General features: G+C 41.9%; 27 protein-coding genes. 20 read left to right on the forward strand and 7 right to left on the reverse strand.

All coding sequences use genetic code 11. The features are described from left to right. The first annotated feature begins 40 nt into the window (after positions 1 to 40). Entirely contained in the window at positions 41 to 511 is a 471-nt protein-coding gene (locus tag HOP08_14315; protein ID NOT76097.1) for a DUF4199 domain-containing protein, read from the forward strand. A 56-nt stretch (positions 512 to 567) separates the two neighbouring features. Here the strand turns inward: HOP08_14315 and HOP08_14320 are convergent, their stop codons facing one another. Next, positions 568 to 1,020, reverse strand: a complete 453-nt coding sequence (locus HOP08_14320; GenBank protein ID NOT76098.1) for an SRPBCC domain-containing protein — start codon at positions 1,018 to 1,020, stop codon at positions 568 to 570. A gap of 22 nt (positions 1,021 to 1,042) precedes the next feature. After that, positions 1,043 to 2,335: an alpha-L-fucosidase gene (locus HOP08_14325; GenBank protein ID NOT76099.1), complete on the reverse strand. Its 1,293-nt coding sequence runs from the start codon at positions 2,333 to 2,335 to the stop codon at positions 1,043 to 1,045. 128 nt (positions 2,336 to 2,463) lie between these two features. Here HOP08_14325 and HOP08_14330 point away from each other — a divergent pair, with 128 nt between their 5' ends. The 4 genes from HOP08_14330 to HOP08_14345 are packed head-to-tail and all read left to right on the forward strand — an operon-like array spanning position 2,464 to position 5,928. Then, positions 2,464 to 3,756 (forward strand): aminopeptidase P family protein, encoded by a 1,293-nt coding sequence (locus HOP08_14330; GenBank protein NOT76100.1) that lies wholly within the window; start codon positions 2,464 to 2,466, stop codon positions 3,754 to 3,756. Positions 3,757 to 3,763: 7 nt separating this feature from the next. Beyond that, the gene (locus HOP08_14335; protein NOT76101.1) at positions 3,764 to 4,561 is read left to right on the forward strand and encodes a DUF4198 domain-containing protein; all 798 of its coding nucleotides are present in this window, start codon (positions 3,764 to 3,766) and stop codon (positions 4,559 to 4,561) included. 4 nt (positions 4,562 to 4,565) lie between these two features. Further along, positions 4,566 to 5,507 carry a TonB family protein gene (locus HOP08_14340; protein NOT76102.1) on the forward strand — a complete coding sequence of 314 codons (942 nt, stop codon included), beginning with the start codon at positions 4,566 to 4,568 and terminating at the stop codon, positions 5,505 to 5,507. A gap of 1 nt (position 5,508) precedes the next feature. Then, positions 5,509 to 5,928: a RidA family protein gene (locus tag HOP08_14345; protein NOT76103.1), complete on the forward strand. Its 420-nt coding sequence runs from the start codon at positions 5,509 to 5,511 to the stop codon at positions 5,926 to 5,928. Positions 5,929 to 5,939: 11 nt separating this feature from the next. Here the strand turns inward: HOP08_14345 and HOP08_14350 are convergent, their stop codons facing one another. Both HOP08_14350 and HOP08_14355 read right to left on the reverse strand, forming a co-directional pair. Next, positions 5,940 to 6,266: an iron-sulfur cluster assembly accessory protein gene (locus HOP08_14350; protein ID NOT76104.1), complete on the reverse strand. Its 327-nt coding sequence runs from the start codon at positions 6,264 to 6,266 to the stop codon at positions 5,940 to 5,942. 34 nt (positions 6,267 to 6,300) lie between these two features. Then, complete coding sequence (locus tag HOP08_14355; GenBank protein ID NOT76105.1) at positions 6,301 to 6,708, reverse strand: hypothetical protein; 408 nt, start codon at positions 6,706 to 6,708, stop codon at positions 6,301 to 6,303. A gap of 71 nt (positions 6,709 to 6,779) precedes the next feature. Here HOP08_14355 and mce point away from each other — a divergent pair, with 71 nt between their 5' ends. Further along, positions 6,780 to 7,184, forward strand: coding sequence for a methylmalonyl-CoA epimerase (gene mce, locus HOP08_14360; protein ID NOT76106.1), 405 nt, complete (start codon positions 6,780 to 6,782; stop codon positions 7,182 to 7,184). Here the strand turns inward: mce and HOP08_14365 are convergent. Next, positions 7,181 to 7,336 (reverse strand): hypothetical protein, encoded by a 156-nt coding sequence (locus HOP08_14365; protein ID NOT76107.1) that lies wholly within the window; start codon positions 7,334 to 7,336, stop codon positions 7,181 to 7,183. The genes mce and HOP08_14365 overlap by 4 nt on opposite strands. Before the next feature lie 118 nt (positions 7,337 to 7,454). Here HOP08_14365 and thiL point away from each other — a divergent pair, with 118 nt between their 5' ends. Further along, positions 7,455 to 8,483, forward strand: a complete 1,029-nt coding sequence (thiL, locus tag HOP08_14370; GenBank protein NOT76108.1) for a thiamine-phosphate kinase — start codon at positions 7,455 to 7,457, stop codon at positions 8,481 to 8,483. A gap of 6 nt (positions 8,484 to 8,489) precedes the next feature. Here the strand turns inward: thiL and HOP08_14375 are convergent, their stop codons facing one another. Next, positions 8,490 to 8,855, reverse strand: a complete 366-nt coding sequence (locus tag HOP08_14375) for a hypothetical protein (GenBank protein ID NOT76109.1) — start codon at positions 8,853 to 8,855, stop codon at positions 8,490 to 8,492. 55 nt (positions 8,856 to 8,910) lie between these two features. Next, positions 8,911 to 9,501: a DUF479 domain-containing protein gene (locus tag HOP08_14380; GenBank protein ID NOT76110.1), complete on the reverse strand. Its 591-nt coding sequence runs from the start codon at positions 9,499 to 9,501 to the stop codon at positions 8,911 to 8,913. Positions 9,502 to 9,579: 78 nt separating this feature from the next. On the opposite strand from HOP08_14380, the gene HOP08_14385 reads away from it, so the two are divergent. From HOP08_14385 to HOP08_14445, 13 genes are all read left to right on the forward strand, one after another. Then, the gene (locus HOP08_14385) at positions 9,580 to 9,984 is read left to right on the forward strand and encodes a TerB family tellurite resistance protein (GenBank protein NOT76111.1); all 405 of its coding nucleotides are present in this window, start codon (positions 9,580 to 9,582) and stop codon (positions 9,982 to 9,984) included. 44 nt (positions 9,985 to 10,028) lie between these two features. Beyond that, positions 10,029 to 11,309, forward strand: a complete 1,281-nt coding sequence (locus tag HOP08_14390) for an amidohydrolase family protein (protein NOT76112.1) — start codon at positions 10,029 to 10,031, stop codon at positions 11,307 to 11,309. Between the two features lie 153 nt (positions 11,310 to 11,462). After that, entirely contained in the window at positions 11,463 to 12,683 is a 1,221-nt protein-coding gene (locus HOP08_14395; protein NOT76113.1) for a hypothetical protein, read from the forward strand. 12 nt (positions 12,684 to 12,695) lie between these two features. Beyond that, positions 12,696 to 13,367: a response regulator transcription factor gene (locus tag HOP08_14400; protein ID NOT76114.1), complete on the forward strand. Its 672-nt coding sequence runs from the start codon at positions 12,696 to 12,698 to the stop codon at positions 13,365 to 13,367. Then, positions 13,368 to 14,687: a HAMP domain-containing histidine kinase gene (locus HOP08_14405; protein ID NOT76115.1), complete on the forward strand. Its 1,320-nt coding sequence runs from the start codon at positions 13,368 to 13,370 to the stop codon at positions 14,685 to 14,687. A 148-nt stretch (positions 14,688 to 14,835) separates the two neighbouring features. Then, positions 14,836 to 15,273, forward strand: coding sequence for a PRC-barrel domain-containing protein (locus HOP08_14410; protein ID NOT76116.1), 438 nt, complete (start codon positions 14,836 to 14,838; stop codon positions 15,271 to 15,273). A gap of 66 nt (positions 15,274 to 15,339) precedes the next feature. After that, on the forward strand, positions 15,340 to 16,077 hold the full coding sequence (locus HOP08_14415) for a peptidase (GenBank protein NOT76117.1): 738 nt from the start codon (positions 15,340 to 15,342) through the stop codon (positions 16,075 to 16,077). 114 nt (positions 16,078 to 16,191) lie between these two features. Next, complete coding sequence (locus tag HOP08_14420) at positions 16,192 to 18,636, forward strand: FtsX-like permease family protein (GenBank protein NOT76118.1); 2,445 nt, start codon at positions 16,192 to 16,194, stop codon at positions 18,634 to 18,636. 395 nt (positions 18,637 to 19,031) lie between these two features. Further along, complete coding sequence (locus HOP08_14425; protein NOT76119.1) at positions 19,032 to 20,144, forward strand: hypothetical protein; 1,113 nt, start codon at positions 19,032 to 19,034, stop codon at positions 20,142 to 20,144. Between the two features lie 25 nt (positions 20,145 to 20,169). Continuing rightward, positions 20,170 to 21,252 carry an Ig-like domain-containing protein gene (locus HOP08_14430; protein ID NOT76120.1) on the forward strand — a complete coding sequence of 361 codons (1,083 nt, stop codon included), beginning with the start codon at positions 20,170 to 20,172 and terminating at the stop codon, positions 21,250 to 21,252. 9 nt (positions 21,253 to 21,261) lie between these two features. After that, positions 21,262 to 21,792, forward strand: a complete 531-nt coding sequence (locus HOP08_14435) for a DinB family protein (GenBank protein NOT76121.1) — start codon at positions 21,262 to 21,264, stop codon at positions 21,790 to 21,792. A gap of 110 nt (positions 21,793 to 21,902) precedes the next feature. Further along, a complete protein-coding gene (lepA, locus tag HOP08_14440; protein NOT76122.1) occupies positions 21,903 to 23,690 on the forward strand; it encodes an elongation factor 4 in 1,788 nt (595 codons plus the stop codon). A 33-nt stretch (positions 23,691 to 23,723) separates the two neighbouring features. Next, positions 23,724 to 24,611, forward strand: a complete 888-nt coding sequence (locus HOP08_14445) for a bifunctional 5,10-methylenetetrahydrofolate dehydrogenase/5,10-methenyltetrahydrofolate cyclohydrolase (protein ID NOT76123.1) — start codon at positions 23,724 to 23,726, stop codon at positions 24,609 to 24,611. Positions 24,612 to 24,634 lie beyond the last annotated feature (23 nt).

The raw sequence follows: 24,634 nt of genomic DNA on the forward strand, positions 1-24,634 counted from the left end.
AAAAAAATCCAAAAATTCGACTTAAATAATCAAACCAATCATGAGCTTATTCACTGATCCGAACCGCATTCCAGAAAATTACGGCCTTAAAATTACCGGTGGTCTCATCGCTTTTTTTGTGCTCATGAGAGTTATCGACATGCATCACCACGTCGAACTTCGACTGGTCAATCTTATTATCATGGCAGTAGGTATCTGGTATGCCCTGAAGAAATTCAAAGCTTCCCATGGTGACCACATGAATTATTTCCGTGGACTCATTACCGGTGCATCAACCGGAGCGGTGAGCTCAACCTTATTTGGAATTTTTATGTTCCTCTACATGAAGCTGGATTCGGGTTTGATGCAGTCGATCGTTGATAATGAACCGATGGGACATTACCTGAACCCCTACATTGCCTCATTCATCGTTGCACTGGAAGGTCTTTTCTCTGCTATGTTGGTAACATTCCTGTTGATGAATTCAATCAGCACCGATGATGTTAATGACCCGGCAGGCGAATCAAAATAAATCTTAAAAAGTAAATTAATAGAAATCAGGAAGTGAAGAATATTCGCTTCCTGATTTTATTTTACCGCCTCTGATGCTCTCTTAAGATCAGCTGCAAATTGTTCAAACGACTGATCGAACGGCGGAATATAACTTGCATACAATGGGAACATCAATCCGCCAATCTTTTCATCCATTGTGAAAGTAGCTTTTCCATTGCCGGATGATTGTATTGTGTACTCGCGATTACCCTGCCCATCTCCCCATACTAATCTTTTTTCAGATTCAAACTCTTTAACGGTAAGGCTGAAAGTGCGTTTCGTATCCAATGTGGATTTCAATTTTATCTTTTCACCTTTTGCAATCTTTCCTTCAATCGACACGATCGTTGAATTCCACTTCGGGTAGTTTTCTGCTTCGGTCAATAATTTCCAGATCACAGAAGGCGATGCCTGGATTTCAATCATAACAGAAGTCTCACGACTGAAAGTCTTTCTGATGGTGGTTGTTTTTCCTGATGCTGTGCTCATATTTTAAATTAATTAGCATTTACTATTTTACTTCAAGTTCAATAATAGTATCGATCTCGTCCCTTTTTTCTTTCGGAATATTCAGGTTCAATCCAAAATCGTTTTCCAGAAACTTTACTTTACTCTTATCCGAGAACATTTTTGCACTCACTACTTTCTTACCAAGCTTTGGCAAGGTAAGAGTTTCATCCTGCCAGTTGAGGAGGTGGACATAGATCTTGTTTCCCTTTTGCGTCATGACTCCCCAGTCCCGGGCGCTTAACGGGCCGCCTCGTGTTCCGTAAATTGTTTCGCCATTTATATCAATCCATTCACCCATTTGTTTCAGCAAAGCAGTGTGTTCAGGTTGAATTTTTCCATTTGGCATCGGGCCAACATTCAATAGAAAGTTAGCGCCATAACCCGCTGACTTCACAAGATATTGAATCAGATCCTTTCTGCTCTTGTTGCTCTTATCCTGAAGATTGAATCCCCAACTGTTGTTAATGGTCTCACAGGTTTCTTTAGGAAGGTCTCCGATCTTTTGCTCGGGAGAGAAGCCCGTAGTATTGTGGCCAGGAAGATCCTTTTCAAACATCTGAAAATCTTCACCTGCATAAGGCGGCCTGTGATGATTGCTTCCAACAAGAGTCGCGGGCTGAAGCTGATGGATAAGCTTGTATGTTTTATCAAGTCTCCAGTCTGCATCTTTCTTGTCCCACATGCCATCGAACCATATACCGGCAACATCACCATAATTGGTAAGGAGCTCTGTAAGCTGGGCATCCATGTAGTCGAGATATTTATTCATGTCACCCTTCTCTTCACGACCCGTCCATGCCCCACCTGTAAATCCTCTCGGAAAATAATCCGGGTGATGCCAGTCAAGCTGAGAATGGTAGAAGAATAATTTAATTCCCTGCTTCCTGCACTCATCGGCAAGCATTTTCAAAACATCCTTCCCATAAGGTGTCTTTTTTACAATGTTATAATCTGAAACTTTTGAATCGAACATCGCAAAGCCATCGTGATGCTTGCTGGTAATGGTGATATATTTCATCCCTGCACTTTTTGCCATCGCTACCCAGGCAGCCGCATCAAATTCTGTAGGATTGAAAAAAGCTGGCAATTTTTCATAGGTCTTAATGGGGATTTGCTGCTGGTTCATGATCCATTCACCGTCGCCCGGCACACTGTAAACACCCCAATGAATAAATAATCCGAATTTGGCATCCTGAAACCATTCCCTTGATTTCAGATTTTCAGGAGTTGGCTCATATGTCTGTGCAACCAACGAAAGGGGTAACATTATGAATATGCTGATGAGAATTCTCATCCACCTGTTTACGCAAATTGGCTGACGCACCGTCTGCAACTTCTGACCTGCTTCCTGCATCTTTGTCAATCGTAGTATCATATTCCTTTTATTAAATTGCACTCCTGATTTCAAATTAGCGATTCATCATGAGATACGAACCAATCGACAAAGAACTTTTTATCACCAACCGCAAACGCATGGTGAAAGAACTGAAATCTGCTTCGCTTGCAGTTTTTAATTCTAACGACATCATGCCTACTTCTGCGGATGGGACTATGCCTTTCCATCAGAACAGTGATTTTTTCTACCTGACTGGCATTAATCAGGAAGAGAGCATTCTTGTGATATGCCCTGATTTTCCGGATAAAAAATATCGTGAAGTTCTTTTCCTGATCGAACCGAACGAGATGCTTGAAAAATGGAATGGTCATAAACTTACCAAGGCCGAAGCCCGTGACATTTCAGGAGTGGAGACTGTGATCTGGCTTAGTGATTTCCACAAATGGTTTCATCACATGATGGCCATGGGAGGAGTGGAGCATACCTATTTGAATACCAATGAACATTATCGTTCTGATGTTGTAGTAGAATCACGTGATTCAAGATTTATAAAATGGTGCAGGGCTACCTATCCGCTTCATCGGTATGAACGTGTGGCTCCCATTATGGCAAAACTACGCGCCATCAAACAGCCTCAGGAAATTGAACTGATGCAAAAAGCTGTCGACATTACTGGTAAAGCCTTTAAGAGAGTCCTTGGTTTTGTAAAACCTGGTGTGATGGAATATGAAGTGGAGGCAGAGTACATTCATGAGTTTGTCAGAAATGGTTCACGTGGTCATGCTTACACACCGATCATAGCTTCGGGAAAGAACAACATTGTACTTCATTACATTGATAACAATCTGAAGTGTAAAAAAGATGAACTTCTGTTGTTGGATGTAGGTGCTGAATATGCCAATTACAATGCCGATCTCACACGCACCATTCCGGTCAGTGGAAAGTTCAGTAAGCGTCAAAAAGAAGTTTACAATGCTGTGTTGAGAGTTCAGAGGGCTGCCATTAAAATGATGAGCTCCGACGTTGTGTACTTTGATTTCCACAAGAAAGTTGAGAAGATCATGGAGGAGGAATTGCTGAAGCTAAAGCTCATTACCTCACAGGAGATAAAGAATCAGAAGCCCGGACAGGAAGCATTTCGCAAGTATTTTTATCATGGCACATCCCATATGCTGGGTCTTGACGTACATGATGTTGGAAACATGTATGCGAAAATGGCGCTTGGCTCCGTTTGGACAGTGGAGCCTGGTATTTATATCAGGGAAGAGGGCCTAGGAATACGATTGGAGAATAATGTAGTGATCCAGAAAAAAGGAGTGCTGGACCTGACGAAAAACATTCCGATTGAGGCAGACGAGATTGAAGAACTGATGAATTGATTGCTATATGAAAAGAAAATTAACAGTTACGTTCCTCATAATTTTTGGCGCCTCTCTTGCACAGGCGCACGAATTCTGGCTACAACCGAAAAAGTATCGCTATAAAGTCGGGGAGGAGATGAAAGTTGATTTTATGGTAGGAGAAAGTTTTGAGGGAGAATTCTGGGACTTGAACCGTCATAAAGTTGAGAAACTACAAATGCATTCCGGTGCAACTGTAAAAGATCTTTCAAAAGACATTAAGAAGACGGCAGGCAATAATCTTTCTTACAAGTTTGATAAAGAGGGAACTCACTTAATGGTATTGGAAAGCAACAGCGCTTACATTGAAATGGAGGCAGACAAATTCAATGATTATCTTAAAGAGGATGGTATTGATAATATCCTTGCAGAGCGCACAAAGAACAATCAGCTGGAAAGGCCTTCGAAAGAATTTTATAAACGTTATGCAAAGCTTCTTGTGCAGGCCGGCGCTAAAACCGATGAAACTTTCAGGAAGCGGATGGGATTCAGATATGAAATCATTCCTCTTGCCAATCCTTACACGCTGAAGACGGGAGATTATCTTCAGTGCAGAGTGCTGTGGGAAGGAAAACCTGCTCCTCACACGATGGTGAAAGTTTGGAGTCATATCGGTAAAAAATCCTTCTTAACAGACATTTATTCTGAGGATGATGGAACGATAAAGTTTCCTATCAGCTCCAACGGATCCTGGATGGTGTCTTCCGTCAAGATGATTGCATCAGAAACAGAAGGTGCAGAATACCAAAGCCTGTGGACCAGCCTTGTGTTTGCTATTGATTGATTCAATGAAATATCTCCTGTTCCTGGCCTTAACCTTGTTAGTAAGTCAGAGCTTCGCTCAGAGTAAAAGATTTTTTGACAACAGCGACATTCAGACCGATAGCGCAAATTCGTATTACTATGTATTGTCGATGATTGATGTAGATACGAAACAGTACAACAGCATCTCTTACTATACCAAAACAAATACGATCTATTTTAATGAAGGCCCTCTCAATGAGAACGGAACCCGGCTTCGCACTTTCTATTACCCGAACGGAGTGGAAAAGGCCAGCGGTTCTTTTAAGGGATCCCGGCCTATCGGACTTGTAAAAGCATACTATTCAAATGGCAAACAGCAATCAGAGCTTATCTTCGAAGAATTCAAACTCATGCAGAAAACGGATCCCATCCTTGGGATCATCGATTATTGGGATTCGCTTGGCAATCCCATCATCGTAGCAGGGAAAGGCTACTGCAATTGCAATCTCAATCCATTCACAAACAGAGTTATCATAGAAGAAGGAAATGTAGCAGAAGGAACAAAAATGGGAGAGTGGAAAGGATATGATCGCGTTGAACTTTCTGATTTCAGTGAAACCTATGATCAGGGAATTCTTGTTTCAGGTGTCAGTCACCATAACAAACAGAATTTTAAGTATGATAAGATTGAAAAGAGTAGTTTGCCGGTAGATGGACTTGCGGCTTTCTATGCCGGCGTCGCTGAAAAAGTAAAATATCCTGTTCGCGCAAGAAGAAAAGGAATCGAAGGGACTGTCTATATTGAGTTTGTTGTAAGCCGGGATGGAAATTTAAGCAACTTCAAAGTGCTGAGAGGCATTGATGCAGAGTGCGATCGGGAAGCATTGAGAGTAGTTTCCGCTTCTTCCAAATGGAATCCTGCATTGGTAAGAGGCAGGCCTGTCAAACAGGTGTTTGCTTTGCCTGTTATCTTTAAATTAAAATAAAATGGATCAGCAATTTTCTTCTGACAAAGCTCCGGAGCCGGTGGGCAGTTATCCTCATGCAAGAGCAATCGGCAACTTGTTGTTCTTATCCGGCGTTGGTCCACGAAAGCGTGGAACAAAAGTAATTCCTGGTGTAACACTCAATGAGCTTGGTGATATTGAATCTTACAATATCGAAACCCAATGTCATTCAGTATTTGAAAATGTAAAATTGATACTGGAGGCTTCCGGCTCCCGGTGGGAAAATCTGATAGATGTGACGGTTTATCTCACCAACATGAAAGATGACTTTGCCACTTTCAACAGGATCTATTCAGAGTACTTTAAGGAAAATCAACCTTGCAGAACTACTGTGGAGGTAAATGCCCTACCCACGCCGATCGCAATTGAATTGAAATGTATTGCTTCCCTGGAGAAGTGAACAAGTACAGGCTATACGGCGAAACTCTCTCCGCATCCACATGTTCTCGACGCATTCGGATTCACGAACTGAAATCCCTTTCCATTGAGTCCGTCTGAGAAATCAAGAGTAGTACCAAGCAGGTAAAGAAGACTTTTTTTATCGACAAGAATTTTAATTCCCTTGTCTTCGAAGATCTGATCTACCGGTTTTATCTGATCATCAAAATTCAAATCATACATCAAGCCTGAGCAGCCGCCGCCCTTTACGGAAACACGTATATTATTATTAGGCTCACGACCTTCTTCTTTACGAAGCTCGATAATTCTTTCTTTTGCCTTTTCTGTTACGCTGATCATTTTGAATTCCTTTAAATTTCCTTCCGTTAGGCTTTTAGCTAACCGGATTCAATACAACACTAAAAACGGTAATTGTGTTCCTGTCCCGTCCATAATATAATTTCTCCAGAGCCTCCAGAATATTACCAGCCCTGAAGTAGGAGGTATGAAGTTCCTGTTCAGGTTTTGCTACCCACTGAATGGTGTAGGAGTTTTCCTTCTCTTTATAGTTCTGAACATAGTCAAGCATTTTTTTCAATGCATCAACTTTGTCTGCGCCTTGCTCTGAATGAAACAAAAAAGACTGATTGTGACGAGGATTGATCGTAATCAGGTCAAGCTTCACCTTTCCATCGACGGAACTATATTCAAAAATAAGATCCGAAGTCCGCAGTCCCAGGTAGTCTTTTACCTGCTGCTGAACCCGTGCCGCCTCAACGTGTGCGTCACTCACAGTTTCAATCATTACTTTTGCCATTGTTTCAAAAACTTTGAGACCGTAAAAATACTAAAGAACGACCAATTTAAACTGTTATGGATAAATTAGAGCATATCGGCATTGCCGTCAAGAACCTGCAGAAATCCAATCTTCTTTTTGAAAAGCTGCTGGGAAAACCTCCTTACAAGATCGAGGAAGTTGAACGCGAAGGTGTTCGTACTTCTTTTTTTGATGTCGGTGGAGTTAAAATCGAGTTAATAGAAGCCACCCGGGCAAATTCTCCCATTGCAAAGTTCATTGAAACCCGCGGCGAAGGTCTTCATCATCTTGCTTTTGGCGTGAATGAAATCAAAGACACTATGAATGACCTTTCTGAGAAAGGCTTTAATATGCTGGCCGACGAACCCAAGCCCGGTGCTGATAATAAGATGATCGTATTCATTCATCCCAAAGCAACCAACAATGTTCTTGTTGAGCTTTGTGAAGAAAAGAAGTCCTAAAATTTAGGAGCCTTTTTGGGATGCAGTCCGTACTGTGTCTTATTATAGTAACGCCACTTTTCTTTACCAATGGCGGTATCTGAGTAAGGCTTTGGACCACACGCTGCGAAGATGATTAATGCCACTACAAAAAGGACGATTCTGGATTTCATAATTGGCTTGTTAGACACACATAAATACCACCGCTGGGATCGGAAAATGTCTATATGACGTTATCCTCTTACTTTTGGGGGACGAATCCCCATAAACCCCGCTGAACCGACGTTACCTATGGAGCAAAAAAGAACAGAAATTGATCAATTAGGAGAATTTGGGCTTATTGACCGTATTGCCGGCAATTTCGGCTTACAGCACCCTTCTTCTCTGAAGGGAATCGGAGATGATGCAGCTGTGATCGATGCGGGTGATGATGTGATGCTGTTGTCAACAGATATGCTCATCGAAGGAATTCATTTTGATCTTTCTTATGTACCGCTTCAGCACCTTGGATACAAAGCTGTTGCTGTCAATGTTTCTGATATCGCAGCCATGAATGGTAAGCCGGAGCAGATCCTGGTTGGGATTGCCATTAGTAATCGGTTTTCAGTAGAAGCTGTGGATGCACTCTATGCAGGCATTCGCGCAGCGTGCACTAATTATAAAGTTGATCTGGTAGGTGGTGATACCACAGCTTCTCCTTCTGGTTTGATTATCTCAATCAGTGTTGTTGGAAAAACAAAGAAAGGAAATGAAGTGTATCGCAGTGGTGCCAAAGACAAGGATATCATCTGCGTAACAGGAGATCTTGGTGGTGCTTATATTGGATTGCAAATTCTGGAACGTGAGAAAAGTGTTTACCTCACTAATCCCGACATGCAGCCTGAATTGGATAATCATGAATACGCCATCAGCAGACAGTTGAAACCTGAAGCAAGAATGGACATCATTTATGAGCTTGCTGATCTGGGTATTAAACCAAGCGCTATGATCGATGTGTCGGATGGACTGGCATCAGAACTTCTTCATATTTCAAGAAATTCAAATGTTGGTGTCAGAATATTTGAAGACAAAATTCCAATCGATGAGAATGCTTTCAACACTGCGGTAGAATTCAAACTCGATCCTTACACCTGCGCACTGAACGGCGGTGAAGACTATGAATTGTTATTCACCATTCATCAGTCAGACTTTGAAAAAGTTAAGAATCATGCAGATATTCATTTCATCGGGTACATTCATCCAGACTCAAAGCAGAACGTAATGATCACTAAAAATGAGAATGTTGTGCCTTTGAAAGCTCAGGGGTGGAGCCATTTCTAATGTCCACTAATCTTCAGGGTACGGAATAAATACGAATCGTGTGAATGCTTTGTCAATCACGAAAAGGCAGCAGAATTCATCAGGATCTTTGTAAGCATTTTTAAACTCTTCTTCTTTTTCTTTTCCCACCAATTCTCTTTGAAGGAACTCGTCCAGATATGAAGCATAATAGCTCCACGCGAGGGACTGCTCTGTGTTTTTCAACAACAACTGACCAATAGGTTGATCGTCCTGTGAAATTGGAAATATTGGATAAGCAAATCCTGCCTTGCGTATCTGGTAGGATGCTTCTTTCAGAGTGTCAGCCACTTTAACAAAGTCAGTGGAGATGGTTCCGAGATATTTTCCGCTTAATTCAGGATCGTTTGTCATAGAATCTGACCGCTAAAATAAATTTAAAAAATTCTAATTTCTGAAGAGGTGTCTATTAATTATTCACTTTCAGCCATTCGTCACAAAAATTTTTCAATTCTGGAAAGAATAAATGAAACTCTGACTGAAATTCATCATAGAACTTTTCAAGATCCTTTGTTGCCTCCTGCATTTTTGATTCGAAGGTCGCTCTGCGTGACATACCCGAAAGCGCCCTGTGAATGCCATTTACGGTTCCATAGTTAACCAGCCAGTTGTCACGCATCATATAAAATAATACGCGATTCACCTGCTCAGGTACGACGGCATGATGATTTTGAACGATCGCATATGCACGCTCTGCATAATGGCCGAGTGTTTCAGTAGAGTACTGTGTCCAGTTGGCAGCAAGAAAATGATCGTAGAAGATATCAATTATTACAGGCGAGTAATGCCGGTAGATTGGGAACAGGCGCTTCTTACTTTGCTTTACAATAGGATGATGATCTGTAAAGTCATCAATGGCCCGGTGTAATACTATACCGTTTGCAATGCCGATTCCATAAATTGGTGCCAGCTCACGGCCCTTAACAAAATCACCAATGAAATTACCGACCATCACTTCGGGATTGTTTCCGGACAGGTAGAGATGGGCAAGGAAATTCATCGATGTAAGTTAAATCAAGAACTTTAATTTTTTCAGGAAAGGATTTTTAACACATTTGACCCGGATAACTTTATAAAGATGCCATCAATTCAACAATTAAAGCTTCTGATCAATCTCGCCCGCATGGATGGAGATGTTGCTGAAAAAGAAAGACAGTATATCATAAACATTGGCCAGGCAAACCATCTGCTGGTGGCAGAAATTCTTCCGCTCTTCAGTGGGAGTGATTCGGAGGTGATCGTGCCGTCAGATCTCAACAGCGAAGAAAAATTCGAATATATTTTCTCACTCATTCAACTGACCAAAATTGATGAAAAGGTATACCGCAATGAGATCAAATACTGTGCTCAGGTAGCCTCTGCGCTCGGTTATCGTCAGGATGTCTTATTTGAACTGATGCTGAAAGTGAAATCAACTGCGATGGAAAAAGATGAACTGGAAGCTCTGAAAAAACTAACTGCCACTTATCTTCTTCACAGTTGATCGTTTGAGCCTTTTATAGTATCATCGGGTAAAATCCCATACCCATGAAAAAATTCCTCTCCCTGATTATTTTGTGCGTAGCTGTTCTTGCAGCAAACGCGCAGAGAACCCTTATTCATTGTGGCAGTCTCATCGACGGAAAAAACAAAGCACTTCAATCCCAGGTAACGCTTGTCATCGAAGGCAACAAGATTGTATCAGTTGCCAAAGGCTTTACCAAACCAGAAGGCAAAGATGTTCTTGTTGATCTGAGTAAAAAGACGGTCATGCCAGGATTGATTGATATGCACGTGCATCTTGAAAGTGAAACAAGCAAGGATGCTCTTGTTCAGCGCTTCACAATGAATGAAGCTGACATTGCCTTCAAATCAACCATCTATGCAAAGAAAACTTTGATGGCGGGATTTACAACTGTGCGTGATTGCGGTGGATCAGGAGTAAATATTTCTTTAAGGAATGCAATCAATCAGGGGATCGTGGTAGGTCCCCGTGTCCTTACTGCGGGTAAAGGTGTTGCCACAACAGGCGGGCATGGTGATCCGACCAATGGAAACCGTAAAGATCTGATGGGAGATCCGGGACCAAAGGAAGGTGTTATCAATAGTGCTGATGATGCATACAAGGCGATCCGTCAACGCTACAAGGATGGAGCTGACTTTATTAAAATTACAGCAACAGGCGGTGTTCTCAGTGTTGCAAAAGATGGTTCAGGTCCCCAGTTTACACAGGAAGAAGTGAATGCTATTGTTGCCGCTGCAAAAGATTATGGATTCCATACAGCAGCACATGCTCATGGGGCAGAGGGTATGAAACGCGCAGTGATTGCAGGGATCACTACCATTGAGCATGGAACATTAATGAGCGATGAAGTGATGGACCTGATGATCAAGCATGGTACCTATCATGTACCAACGATCATCGCAGGAAGATCAGCGGCAGATTACGCAAAGATCCCTGGCTACTATCATCCACTGGTGGTGCCAAAAGCACTGGCAATTGGATCCAAGATCCAGGAGAACTTTGGAAAGTCATATAAGAAAGGTGTTAAGATCGCTTTCGGAACAGATGCAGGAGTATTTCCTCATGGCGAAAATGCACGTGAGTTCGGATACATGGTAGAAGGCGGAATGCCAGCGATCGAAGCATTACTCTCTGCCATGCAGAATAATGCAAACATTCTAGGACTAGGAGATAAGATCGGATCCATCGAAGCAGGTAAGATTGCAGACATCGTAGCGGTGGATGAAAATCCTGTTAATAATATCAAGACGATGGAAAAAGTAACATTCGTCATGAGGGATGGAGTTATTTATAAGAATGAATAAATACTGATCATTTCAATAATGTCAATAAAAGGACGCCAGGATTAGATTCCCGGCGTCCTTTGTATTTTGCAAGCTCCCACCTTAAGAAAAATTAATCCCTCCTTCAGGTCAACCTTATTTCGTGATGATACATTGGTATCAAAATTCAAACACATGAAGAAGCTCCTGTATTTATTATTCTTTATTCCGGTGATCCTCAATGCTCAGGTCAAGTATGAGGTAAAGGAGTTTACAGGTACCGTTAAATCCATTGATATTGGATGGGGATTTGCTTTTGAGCGACTTAAAATGGAAGTGTCCGGAGTAAAGGCAATATTTTTATTCTATCCCCAATATGGAAAATTGATGATTGATAATTTTAAACCAGGGGACGTTGCTACAGTAAGAGTAAATGTGAACATAAAAGCGGCAGAGGCATTTTCAAAACTTCTGGCTACCAGCACAAATCCTTCGAAAGTGGAGGAGTATTTCTTCTACCGAGATTATATAACTGAGATTAAAATAGGTGATGCCTGGGTTCCTTTGCCGGAAGACAAGCAACAGGTATTCGATATGAGGACCCAGCGTAATAGAATATTCTTTGGCAAACGTGTTGAAGACTTGTATAAGGTCAATGGTTATACGCGGGCTGTCATTTGTGAAGGTGGCCTGGTGGGAAGTTATCCTATGGCCGGCGCTAAATATTCAATTAATGATATCAAAATAAATGATCGCATTACTTTCATGGGTTATAAGTTTACCGACAATAAGCCGGGAGTCGAGTATCCAAACAAAGACGTAAAAGAGGTCTATCATTTCTGGAGACTTAAGAACGAGGAAGGATTTATAAAATCATTTTTATATAAGCAGAATTCAGTTTGTCTTGGCCTGGTGATAGAAACAAATGAGGGTGACGTTCGCGTTTCGTTTCCCAGCAATTATGCTCAGAGGATAAACAAGTATGCTACTGGTAAGAGAATGACTTTTTGCCGAGCTCTTCAATACTCCAGTTTTAAAGAAGATAAAATAATGAATCCTCCTGAGCTCCATGCTATCATTTCCGAAGCAGATACCTTGAAAATTGAGGAAGCCGGTTTCTATGGGGGTGCAGATGTTGCGCATGACCATAAACCAGCTGTAGTATCGGGCAAAATATCAAAGGTCAACCGATCCGATCGGGGTGGAATTATGAATGTCATTTTAGGCAATGATGTTTATGTGGAGATCACTTATACCACCAGTGAACAGCTTGGCAAGTACCTGAAAAAGGGAATTGAAATGGAAGTAAGCGGCGATGAGAGAATAAAAAAGGAGGGAGAGATTTATTCGGAAGATTACAGGATCATCACGCCCCGCAAAGTCAAAGTCGACGGAAAAGAATTTTTATTACAGTAATTTGTAGAGCAAATGAAGATCCTCCTCATCGAAGACGAACCACGTCTCACAAGTTTTTTAAAAGAAGGACTGGAGCAAAATGCATATGCTGTTGACACCGCATCGAATGGCAGTGAAGGCCTGGAGCTTGCATCTTCCGGTGCCTACGACCTGATTGTCCTTGATGTTATGCTTCCCGGACAAAACGGATTTGAAGTATTGCAGAACATGAGGCAGTTTAAGATCAATACCCCTGTCATTATTGTAAGCGCACTCAGCAATAGTGATCAGGTCATTCAGGGACTGGATGCAGGAGCTGTCGACTATATCAAGAAGCCTTTTGATTTTGGAGAGTTCCTCGCGAGGATCAGAGCCGTTACCCGCAAGGGTGATCCCAGATCTTTCACCAAATATAAAATCAGGGGACTTGAGCTCGACTTGCTATCACGAAAAGCATTTCTGGAAGGAATTGAAGTGATGCTTACCAAAAGAGAATTTTCATTGCTTGAATTGCTGATGATGCATTCCAACCGGGTTCTTTCAAAAGCTGAAATTTCTGAAAAAGTATGGGAGGTGAATTTTGATATGGGTAGTAATGTCATTGAAGTGCACCTTTCCCAGTTGAGACGCAAGCTTCGTGAAGGGATCATCCATACAAAAGTGGGAATGGGATACTATATTGAGGGAGAATTACTCAAGCAATAATTGACACCTTCGTATTCGTTCGTAAAGAGCATCAGGGCAAAGGCATCCCTGCTGTTCTTTGCTGTGTTTCTGGTAATCATCCTTCCTGTGTTGTATGTCATTTATTCCAAAGTGACGAAGACTCTTGAACAAGCAGATACACGCGAGCTTAGGATGGAGGCAGATAAGATCATGGGACAGGTTTCTCTTGATCCTTTAGTCATTCCTCTTCCGCCTTCAAAGTATTCCATCAGGCTTCAGCATTATTACAATTTCTCTTACGAGGAAATCTTCACCTCTCCTGATTTTCCTGTTTTATCAGAAGAACTTTTCCTGTTGGATAGCTATGAGATCGATACACTCAAGATTGTCAACCTGTCACAAAAGGTAAGTGAATCGGGTACAATCATTCTTTCCCTTGCCCGCTCCAATACAAGACTTCTGGATGAAGTCAGAAATGTTAAACTGTACCTGATTACAGCCAGCATTTTAGCCATCATGGTGGCAGGCTTTCTGGTATTTATTGCAGCGGGATTTATGCTGAGACCATTTCAAAAGATTATCGGTGTGGCGGGCAGAATCAACGCATCCAATAGCATTGAACGTGTTCCGGTTCCTGATGCCCGGGATGAAAGTCGTCAATTGGCAGAAACGCTAAACGATATGCTTTCGCGAATCGAACTGTCTATTAAAAATCAGATTAACTTTTTTGCTTCCGCCACGCATGAATTGAAAACACCATTAGCGGTGATGCAAACAGAGCTGACCGTTTCGCTGGGAAATACAAATGATGGACAGATTAAAAAGATCCTTGAAAGTCAGCTCATGGAAGTGCAGAGACTTGACAGGATCATTCATGATTTTCTTTTGATGAGTCAACTGAAAGGTGAATCTCTATCCATCAGAAAAACGGAGCAGAGGCTCGAAGAAGTAATTTATGAAGCAGTAAAAAAGGTTAGGTATCTAAGCATTGAGCGGGGCACACAGATACAGATTAACCTGATGGATGAACAAACTCATACTTCGCAAAGCCTCGACTTTGATAAAATACAAACCGTGTTTATTAATCTCATCGAGAATGCCATAAAATACTCACCACACCAATCAGTCATAAGAATTAATATTATGAGAGATGCTGTCAGTATTGTCAATAAGACAATCAATCCGGTAACTAATATTCAATCATTGACGTCGGAGTTTAATAAATCCGAAGAATTAAGCTCAGGTTTGGGGATGGGGCTTTGGCTCTGTAATCAGATCATTATCCTCCATGAAGCAGAATTGAAATTATCCTATAATGATTCTGAATTTTCAGCAACGATTCTATTCGGTACTAGGTAAATCACCTCTTTTTAAATTGTGAATTAATTTCCCCAGTGAGATTTGACAGTCTCTTGCACTGTAAAATAGACCTGAATTTTGGCGGCATTTTAATGACCCTGTTGGCACACCTATTGATGCTTTTAGGTGAAACCAAATAAATAACATTATGAAAGTCCTTGATAAAGACCTGGAGGTAGAAAACCAGACAGGTGAAAACCATACCGGAAAACGTCCTAATACTCCTGTTAGATTTTTGACGGCAACAACAATCATCGGAGATAAAGTATATGATAAGCATGATCAAAGCATTGGTGATGTAAAAGACATCATGTTAAATCTCGAAGATGGAACAATAGAATATGTTGTTATCGAGTTCGGTGGTTTTTTAGGAATTGGCGAGAAGTTCTTTGCTGTTCCATTTAAGGCCCTGCAACTTGATACAGATCGTCACGCATTTATTCTGGATCAGACCCGCGATGTATTGGAAAATGCCCCCGGTTTTGACAAAGATCACTGGCCGGAAACAAACTCTCATGCAATGAGATCATCCTCTACGTACTGGGGTGGCTTCATGGGCCCGAACACAGGATCTGTTCCGTATTAATCAGTTGAACTAAATTTTAATAATGATGAGGACCAGGTTGAAAAGCCTGGTCTTTATTATTCAGATATGAAAAAAATTTCAGTATTGATTTTGTGGGTCTTTATCTTAGTCCTTGGCTGTAAGGACAATGACTCCATCAACTCCTCCAATCCGAATAATGTAGTGCCTGCGGATTTTCTTTCAAATAGTAATTATGATAAGCTCATCGTGGAGATTCAATATGTAAACGGATTTCAACCATCAGCAGCAACAGTCAATAACCTTACAGCTTTTTTACAGGCGCGATTGAATAAATCATCTGGGATTACTGTCGTTCAAAGTGAAATTGCTTCTCCCGGAAAATCAGTTTATTTAGATGCTGATATTCAAAGCAATGAAAACCTGCACCGGACCCAGAAGACTTCCGGTAAAACACTCACAGCGTATTTCTTCTTTGCCGACGGAGAGTATTCCGGAAGTACAGGAAATTCAAAAATATTAGGCATCGCCTACGGCAGTTCTTCCATGGCGATTTTCGAAAAAAGCATTAAAGATCTCTCAGGTGGCGTGTCGCAACCTTCCGTTGCAACTCTTGAGAGCACAGTCGTCCTTCATGAGTTTGGGCATATTCTCGGTTTAGTCAACCGGGGAACTCCTTTGAAGTCCGCCCATCAGGATGCAAATGGTAAACACTGTACCGACACGAATTGCCTCATGTATTTTTCTGTTGATACAAGTGATGCTGTGGCGAATCTCCTGGGGGGAAATATCCCGGAGCTTACCACTGGTTGCCTTGATGATCTGAGAAGCAACGGCGGGAAATAGCATTTCCCCTTGTGGAACATTTCTACCCTGCATGCTTTAAAATCCTTTTTTCATCAAAAACATGAAACCCAAGAGGCGTTTTTCAAGTACATGCACGGGTAACCTCCCCCCACCATGCTCAGCAACTTCTTCAAGACCGCCCTGCGCAACATTTTAAAGAACAAAGCTTACTCGCTGATCAACTTTATAGGACTTACCTCCGGTCTTGCACTCGCGCTGTTGATCATAACATATGTTCGCAGTGAAATGAACTATGATAAGTTCCAGGAAAAATCAGAAAGACTTTATCGTCTGAGCTATACTGTTCCCAATGGTTTATTGCTGGCGGCAACACCTCCGCCAATTGCTCCTGTTATGACGGAATTTTTTCCTGAAGTGGAAACAGCTGCACGCATGTATAATCGTAATGCCAGCATATCCAGAGGTGAAGGCAACAACGCTGTCTCCTTTGAGGAGGGTGGAATTTACTTTGCGGATTCTGCTATTATGAAAATGTTCACGTTCCAGTTCATTTCAGGAAATCCTCAGCGTGCTTTGAAAGATCCCTTCACAGTGCTGATCAATGAGGAGATGGCGATTAAATATTTTGGTAAGGAAGATCCATTAGGTGAGACACTTGTGTTTGGAGGAAGAAATTCTTTCAAGGTGGCAGGTGTTGTAAAGAATTTTCCTGAAAGCTCTCACATTCGCTTCAATATGCTGATTCCATATGATAACATGTATGATATGGAAACCCATGAAACGGCTGAAAGATTGAGAACAAATCTTGCAACAAATTTTGTCATCAGTCATTCTTATACTTATGTTCTTTTAAAACCAGGAGCGACTTCAGAAGGTGTGGATAAGAACATGCCGGAGTTTCTTAAAAAGTACAGTCCACCCAACAGGATCATCGGTCAGAAGTTTACGCTCATGCCGGTATTGGATATTCATTTGAAATCCAATCTGCAACTGGAGCCACGGCCTACCAACTCCATGAATACTATTTTCATTTTTATAGCGATCGGTACCCTGACATTGCTGATTGCAGCCATTAATTATATCAATTTGTCAACAGCGCAGTCTTTTGTGCGCATCAAAGAGATTGGTATCCGGAAGATACTGGGTTCAGGCAGAGCTCAATTGATTTCCCAGTTCCTCTCTGAAAGCTTTTTGTTTTGCCTGATTGCCGTTGTCCTGTCGTATGGAGTATTCTATATGACACTGCCATTGCTGAATCAGTTCACCAACAAGCAACTCGTTTTTGTGGAGGCAGTGGATGTCCAATTGATCGGATCATCTTTTCTTTTGCTTGTATTAATCACACTGCTGGCAGGAGGATATCCTGCATACTTTGTTTCAAACTTCAATTCAATATCATCAATTAAAGGAGGAGGCAGGGATTCAATTACCGGCAATCAGTTTCTGAGAAAGTCTTTGGTGGTCTTTCAATTAATGATCGCATGCATGCTCCTTTCGGGATCATTGATGCTGATGAAACAAATGAATTTCATCAACGATCTGCCACTGGGATTTCAAAAGGAACACATCATTAATGTTCCATTGAACAGTCAGAATCTCAATGCCATTTTTGCGAGAGCGGACAGTACATTTAAAACAAGAGTCCAGACATTCCGTGACCGGATTGAATCACATGCAGGAGTCGTTAAGACTTCTATTTCTTCGGTGACGCCTGGCCTGGGTGCAGTTTACCGTGGTGCAATTCCGGAAGGATTTACAAAAGAGGATAATTTATTTGTTGCAAACATGTCTGTTGACGTTGACTTCATAGATACATATGGAATGAAAATGTTAGCGGGCAGAGGATTTGAGAAGGATTTTCCTTCAGACGAGAAGACTGCTTTCGTTGTTAATGAAACGGCAGTAAAAGAGTTCAAATGGTTAAGTGCTGAGAATGCAATAGGAAAGACTATCGACAGAGAAGGAAAGAAGGGTAAGGTAATTGGTGTTGTGAAGGATTTTAATATCACAACGATCACTCAATCCATCTCGCCCGTCATCCTGGAAATAGAACCCAATCAATGGAATACCGTCAGCATCAGGTTTGAAAATGAGAATGTCGCCTCTACCATGGATGACATTAAGAAAGAGTGGAATCTTTTATTCTCTGAGAAATCATTTCAATTCACTTTTCTCGACCAGCAACTGGACCAGCAGTATTCAAACTATCAGAATTTTGGAAAGATCATTCAAAGCTTTACTCTCATTGCAATTCTTATTTCATGCCTGGGAGTTTATGGATTGGTCTTATTTGTTGTTCAGAGAAAAGTAAAAGAGATCGGTGTCAGAAAGGTAGTAGGAGCGAGCATGGGTGGAATATTAAAGCTCATCTATTCTGATTTTATCTGGCTGCTATTGATAGGATTTGCTCTGGCAGTTCCGGTATCTTATTTTTTCATAAATCAGTGGCTCGATAATTTCATTTTCCATACTGAAATAGACCTGATGACATTTGTTATCAGTTTGGTTTTAGTCATGTTGGTTGTGATGGCGACGATCAGCTATCACGCGATTAAAGCCGCGATGGCAAACCCCGTGTTGTCCTTGAGGAGCGAGTAACCCATAACCTCATCGTTGGCATTACTGATTCTTAAAACCCTTTAAACCAGAGGGTATCCCAATTTGCATTCTTGCTTTTGACTTTAGTCATCATCAGTATCGATTTTGGCCTGAAATCGTGGGCTAACTGCGTCAGGCATAATATGAATCTAATTGGAACCTAGTCAGAACCTAAGTAGAACCTAATTGGAACCTAGTTAGAACCTAATTAGAACCTAATTAAAACCTAATTAAGTCATGGTATAAGTAGGCTAACTCTCTGAAAGTCAACCGGAACCATGTAGTGACACCCTTTTTTTGACCCCAAATGCGCGTTTTTACAGCCCAATCAGCCGTGTATAAACTTTATGAAATGAAGCCGTCTTTATTTACTTTTCTTGTCAATTCCACATAACATGAAAAAGATATATTCAATAGTTGCAATCGTAGTGGCAGGAATGTTCATTCTCGCCAACACAAACAAATCCGCTCTGTTGCGCGATGGTTTTGAAAACGGTACGCCTGAGATTAAATCAATCAGCGCGTTGGCATTTGGTCCAGATGGAATTTTATTCATCGGAGATTCTAAAAGCGCCGCAGTCTTTGCAATTGACACGAAGGACAATCAGAAGGTGGATAAAGCCACAGCGGTTGACTTCAAGAAAATGGATCAGAAAATTGCTGCCGCCCTCGGTGCAGAAGTTCAGAATATCACCATCACAGATCTTGTGGTAAATCCTGTTTCTAAAAAAGTCTATTGCTCAGTTTTTCTTTCTGACGGAACGCCAGCATTGTTGCGCATAGATGGAGATGCTATCGCTGCTGTAAACCTGAAAGACGTGAGCTTCACTTCTGTACCGTTGGTAAATGCACCAGCAGAAGATGCAAAAGATCAGCGCGGCAGACCTCTTCGCGGTACTACTATTTCAGACATGGGTTTCTATGATGGCAAGGTGATGGTCAGCGGACTTTCCAATCAGGAATTCAGTTCATCTTTTCGCGTAATACCTTTTCCATTCACAAAGCAACAGGATCAGTCCTCACTGGAGATCTATCATGCTGCTCACGGCAAGTATGAAAACGCTGCACCTATTAAAACATTTACAGTATCTGAAATTAACGGAAAGAAATTCCTTATCGCCAGCTACACCTGTACTCCATTGGTTCTTTTCCCTCTGGAAGACCTGAAAGCCGGAATGCATGTTAAGGGAAGAACCGTTGCTGAAATGGGAAGTGGAAATTCTCCTTTGGATATGATCACCATGAAGAAGGGCGGAGAATCATTTTTGATCATGGCTAACTCCAGCCGACCAGTCTTCAAAGTGAAGTATAAAAGCATTGAAGGTTATCAGGAGTCACTCACCAAACCAGTGACAGAGAATTTTGCTACTGCCGGTGTTGATTTTGTTTCTCTTCCCGTGGTGGGAGTTCTTCAGTTGGAGAAGCTTGATGATAGTCAGTTTTTGATTTTACAAAGAAAAGCAAACGGAGACCTTGATCTCTGGACCGCTGGCGACCGATATCTTTAATTCATAAGTTTTATTGATCAGGAAAGTGCGAATCCATTGCATTCAAATTTTCCTGATCATTCTTTTTGCTTCTTTCACTTCGTGCCAAACCGGCAAATCAAAAACCGTATCTGTTGTCTGGAAGAATAATAAAGCTGTAGCGATTGCTATTCCTTTATCTTATCTGAAGGATTCTGAAGATCCAACGAAGCATCTGGCGGTTCAATTAATAAAATCTGAACAACCAACCAATGTACTGGGTGAGTTTACGATCAGTAATGACCAGGTTTTATTCGAGCCGTTGGTTCCCCTGACACGCAACCTTGAGTATGATATTCTCTTCCATAACGAATCGGTTGCGACTGTAGCAATTCCTCCCAGTGATGCACCTGCTCCTGAATTGCTTTCTCTTTATCCAACACAGGATACCATTCCTGAAAATCTATTAAAGATCTATCTCAGATTTTCTCAACCGATGGAAGAGGGGCACTCACTCTCCTTTGTAACAGTGCTGAAGAATGATCGCGACACCATGAAGGGAACATTTCTTGACCTTCAACCAGAACTCTGGAGTAATGATGGAACGATGCTTACCCTTTGGCTGGATCCCGGTAGAATAAAAAGAGAACTGATTCCAAATTTAAAGTTAGGCGCCCCACTGATTACCGATCAACATTATACATTACTGATTTCAGGTAACTGGAAAAGCAAGGAAGGCATCTTGCTGAAATCGTCCCATCGAAAGGAATTTATAACCACGTTGCGGGATGATCAATCTCCACAGATAAAACAATGGACTTCAATTGTGCCTGCGGTAGCATCCATCGATCCTTTGACGATCAATTTCAAAGAGTCACTTGATTATGGATTGCTCAATGATGCTGTATTAATAACTGACGAAAGAAATACATCGATCAATGGTACGATCACTATTTCCAATGAAGAAAGAACATTTCAGTTTGTTCCTGAAACCCAGTGGAAGCCGGGAAACTATAGTATTACTTTTGAAAGCAGACTTGAGGACTTATCAGGAAATAATCTGGATCATCCCTTTGACCGCGACCTGAAAGTCAATGCAGAGGTGGGGGAGAGAAATGGGGTATTTAAGATGTCGTTTACAATTCGTTAATTTAATCCTATGAAAAAATCATTCATTCTTTTCGCAGCCATTGCAATGATGCTGATCATCGATCAATCTTCATTCGCTCAGACGTTAAAGACTGTTCTTAATGACCAGCTTAAAAATACGCACACAAACAAAGACTGGTTCGTTCCGGTAAATGTTGCGCTGGAAGGTGTCACGGCTGAACAGGCGATGTGGAAAGATGGAAGCGGCAATCATTCGATCGGTCAGCTGGCCTATCATTTATGGTTCTGGAATGAACGGCAGCTTGCAAAATTCAAAGGTGAAAAGGAATCTGCCTTCAATGGAAATAATGAAGAGACCTTTGATGCTTTTGATAAAAACACCTGGGCTCAGACGGTTAGCAAGCTTGATAAGGTTTTGACAGACCTTGAAAAAATCATTCAATCTGCCGACGACGCGAAATTGAAAACCTGGGCACCCATCATTGCGAATATCAGTGCCCATAATGCCTATCACACCGGCCAGATCGTCTTCGTGCGGAAGCTCCAGAAATCCTGGGATCCTGAAAAAGGTGTGAAATAGAAGAGGCATTCGTCTTCAAATTTTCAAATCCTCAAATTCACTATTTGTCCCCTTCTTCTGCCGGGGAATAACTACCTTTGCCCCCTTAAAAATCAGTTCAGGGACAGGGCATGGAGAACATTCGCAATTTTTGCATCATAGCACATATTGACCACGGTAAAAGCACGCTGGCTGACCGGCTTTTGGAATTTACGGGTACCGTTACGGGCCGTGAAATGCAGGCTCAGGTGCTCGATAATATGGATTTGGAGCGCGAAAAAGGAATTACCATTAAATCCCACGCGATCCAGATGTCATACAAGCTGGATGGCAAGGAATACACCCTTAACCTGATCGATACTCCCGGACACGTTGATTTTTCCTATGAGGTTTCCCGTTCAATTGCCGCTTGTGAAGGCGCTCTTCTGATCGTTGACGCCGCACAGGGAATCCAGGCTCAAACGATCTCCAATCTTTACCTGGCACTGGATCACGATCTTGAGATTATCCCGGTATTGAATAAGATCGATCTTCCTTCGGCAATGCCGGAAGAAGTGACAGATCAGATTGTAGAATTGATCGGTTGTGACCGTAATACGGTTATCAAAGCCAGCGCAAAAGAAGGTGTTGGTATTGAAGATATTTTAAAAGCGGTGGTAAGGCGTGTTCCTCCTCCAAAGGGAGATCCGAATGCACCTCTGCAGGCAATGATCTTTGACTCAGTCTTTAATTCCTTCCGTGGAATTGAAGTTTATTATAAAGTTGTCAACGGAACCATCCGCAAAAACGATCTCATCAAATTTGTCAATGCTGATAAAGAGTATGGTGCTGATGAGATTGGTGTATTGAAGCTTGACAAGCATCCACGTAATGAGATCAGCGCCGGTAACGTAGGCTATCTTATTTCCGGAATCAAGGTTGCCAAGGAAGTGAAAGTAGGAGATACGATCACGTTGGTGAAGAATCCCGGAGAAGCGATCAAAGGTTTTGAGGATGTGAAGCCAATGGTGTTTGCCGGAATCTATCCGGTAGATACTCATGAGTTTGAAGAGCTTCGTGCTTCCATGGAAAAACTTCAGCTGAATGATGCATCATTGGTGTGGGAACCAGAAACATCAGCAGCGTTGGGATTTGGATTCCGATGCGGATTCCTTGGAATGCTTCACATGGAGATCATTCAGGAACGTCTTGAGCGCGAGTTCAACATGACGGTGATCACGACGGTGCCTTCTGTAAAGTTCAAAGCAACTCTTACGAATGGCAAGTTGATTGAGATCAATGCACCATCAGAGATGCCGGATCCAACAACCATGAATATGATCGAGGAGCCGTACATCACAGCACAGATCATTTCCAAATCTGAATTTATCGGAGCGATCATCGGCTTGTGTATGGACAAACGTGGTATCATCAAGAACCAGGTGTATCTGACGTCTGATCGTGTTGAGTTAAGTTTTGAAATGCCGTTGGCAGAGATTGTATTTGATTTCTTTGATAAGCTTAAAACAATTTCCAAAGGGTATGCCTCATTGGACTATCACCTGATTGGTTATCGCGAATCAGACATGGTAAAGCTTGATGTTCAGTTGAACGGAGATAAGGTAGATGCGCTTTCTGCCATCGTTCACCGCGCAAAAGCTTATGATTGGGGAAGAAGACTTTGTGAAAAGCTCAAGGAACTTATTCCACGTCACATGTTTGAAGTTGCCATCCAGGCTACGATCGGTCAGAAGATCATTGCCCGTGAAACGGTAAGCGCGATGCGCAAGAACGTATTGGCAAAATGTTATGGTGGAGATATTTCGCGTAAGCGCAAATTGCTGGAAAAGCAGAAGAAGGGTAAGAAACGTATGCGACAGGTCGGTAACGTAGAGATACCACAGGAGGCATTTATGGCAGTACTTAAATTGGATCAATAAAGAATCATTAACGAGTCAACGAATTAATTGATGATGACTGACACAAAAACCTATACTCTCATTGATGGTCGCAAGGTAGCCTCTGAAATTAAAAAGGAGATTGCTGAAAAAGTGATTGAGCGAAAACAGGCAGGGAAGAAGATCCCTCACCTTGCTTTCATTCTGGTGGGCGATGATGGTGCTAGTCAGACATATGTTGATAATAAAGTGAAAGCGTGTAAAGACGCAGGGTATCATTATACCATGATGCGCTTTGCCGACACGATCTCAGAAGAGAAACTTGCAAAGCATATCACCGCTGTAAATAATGATGAGGATGTCGATGGATTTATTGTTCAGCTTCCTTTGCCATCACATATTTCTGTAGAGCGCATCACCGATAAGATCCGTCCTGATAAGGATGTGGATGGATTTACCAACAGAAATTTCGGAAGCATTATCTCCAAGGTGCCATTGCTTATGCCGGCCACTCCGTTTGGAGTAATGGAGTTGCTTCGTCGATATGATATTCAGACGGAAGGAAAAAATTGTGTCGTAGTGGGAGCCAGCCGGATCGCTGGTGCTCCGTTGAGCATGATGCTGGTGGAGCAAGGTCGTGCGACAGTTACCATCTGCAACAAGTACACGGAGAATCTGAAGCAATACACGTTGAATGCAGATATTCTGTTAGTGGCTGTTGGAAAGCCGGGACTCATCACGGCTGATATGGTAAAAGAAGGTGCTGTGGTAATTGATATTGGCACAACCAAAGTTGATGATCCGGCAAAGCCCAATGGATTCAGTATTAAAGGTGACGTTGATTTCAAGAACGTTGCTCCGAAAGCTTCCTTCATCACACCTGTTCCCGGTGGCGTAGGTCCCATGACCATCGCTTCATTGTTGTTGAATACCTTGCGTGCCACTGAACTGCGCCATCCTTAATAGATCAGTCTGTTATTATAACA

The sequence above is a fragment of the Cyclobacteriaceae bacterium genome (assembly GCA_013141055.1).
In the GTDB taxonomy this organism is placed as follows: Bacteria; Bacteroidota; Bacteroidia; order Cytophagales; family Cyclobacteriaceae; genus ELB16-189.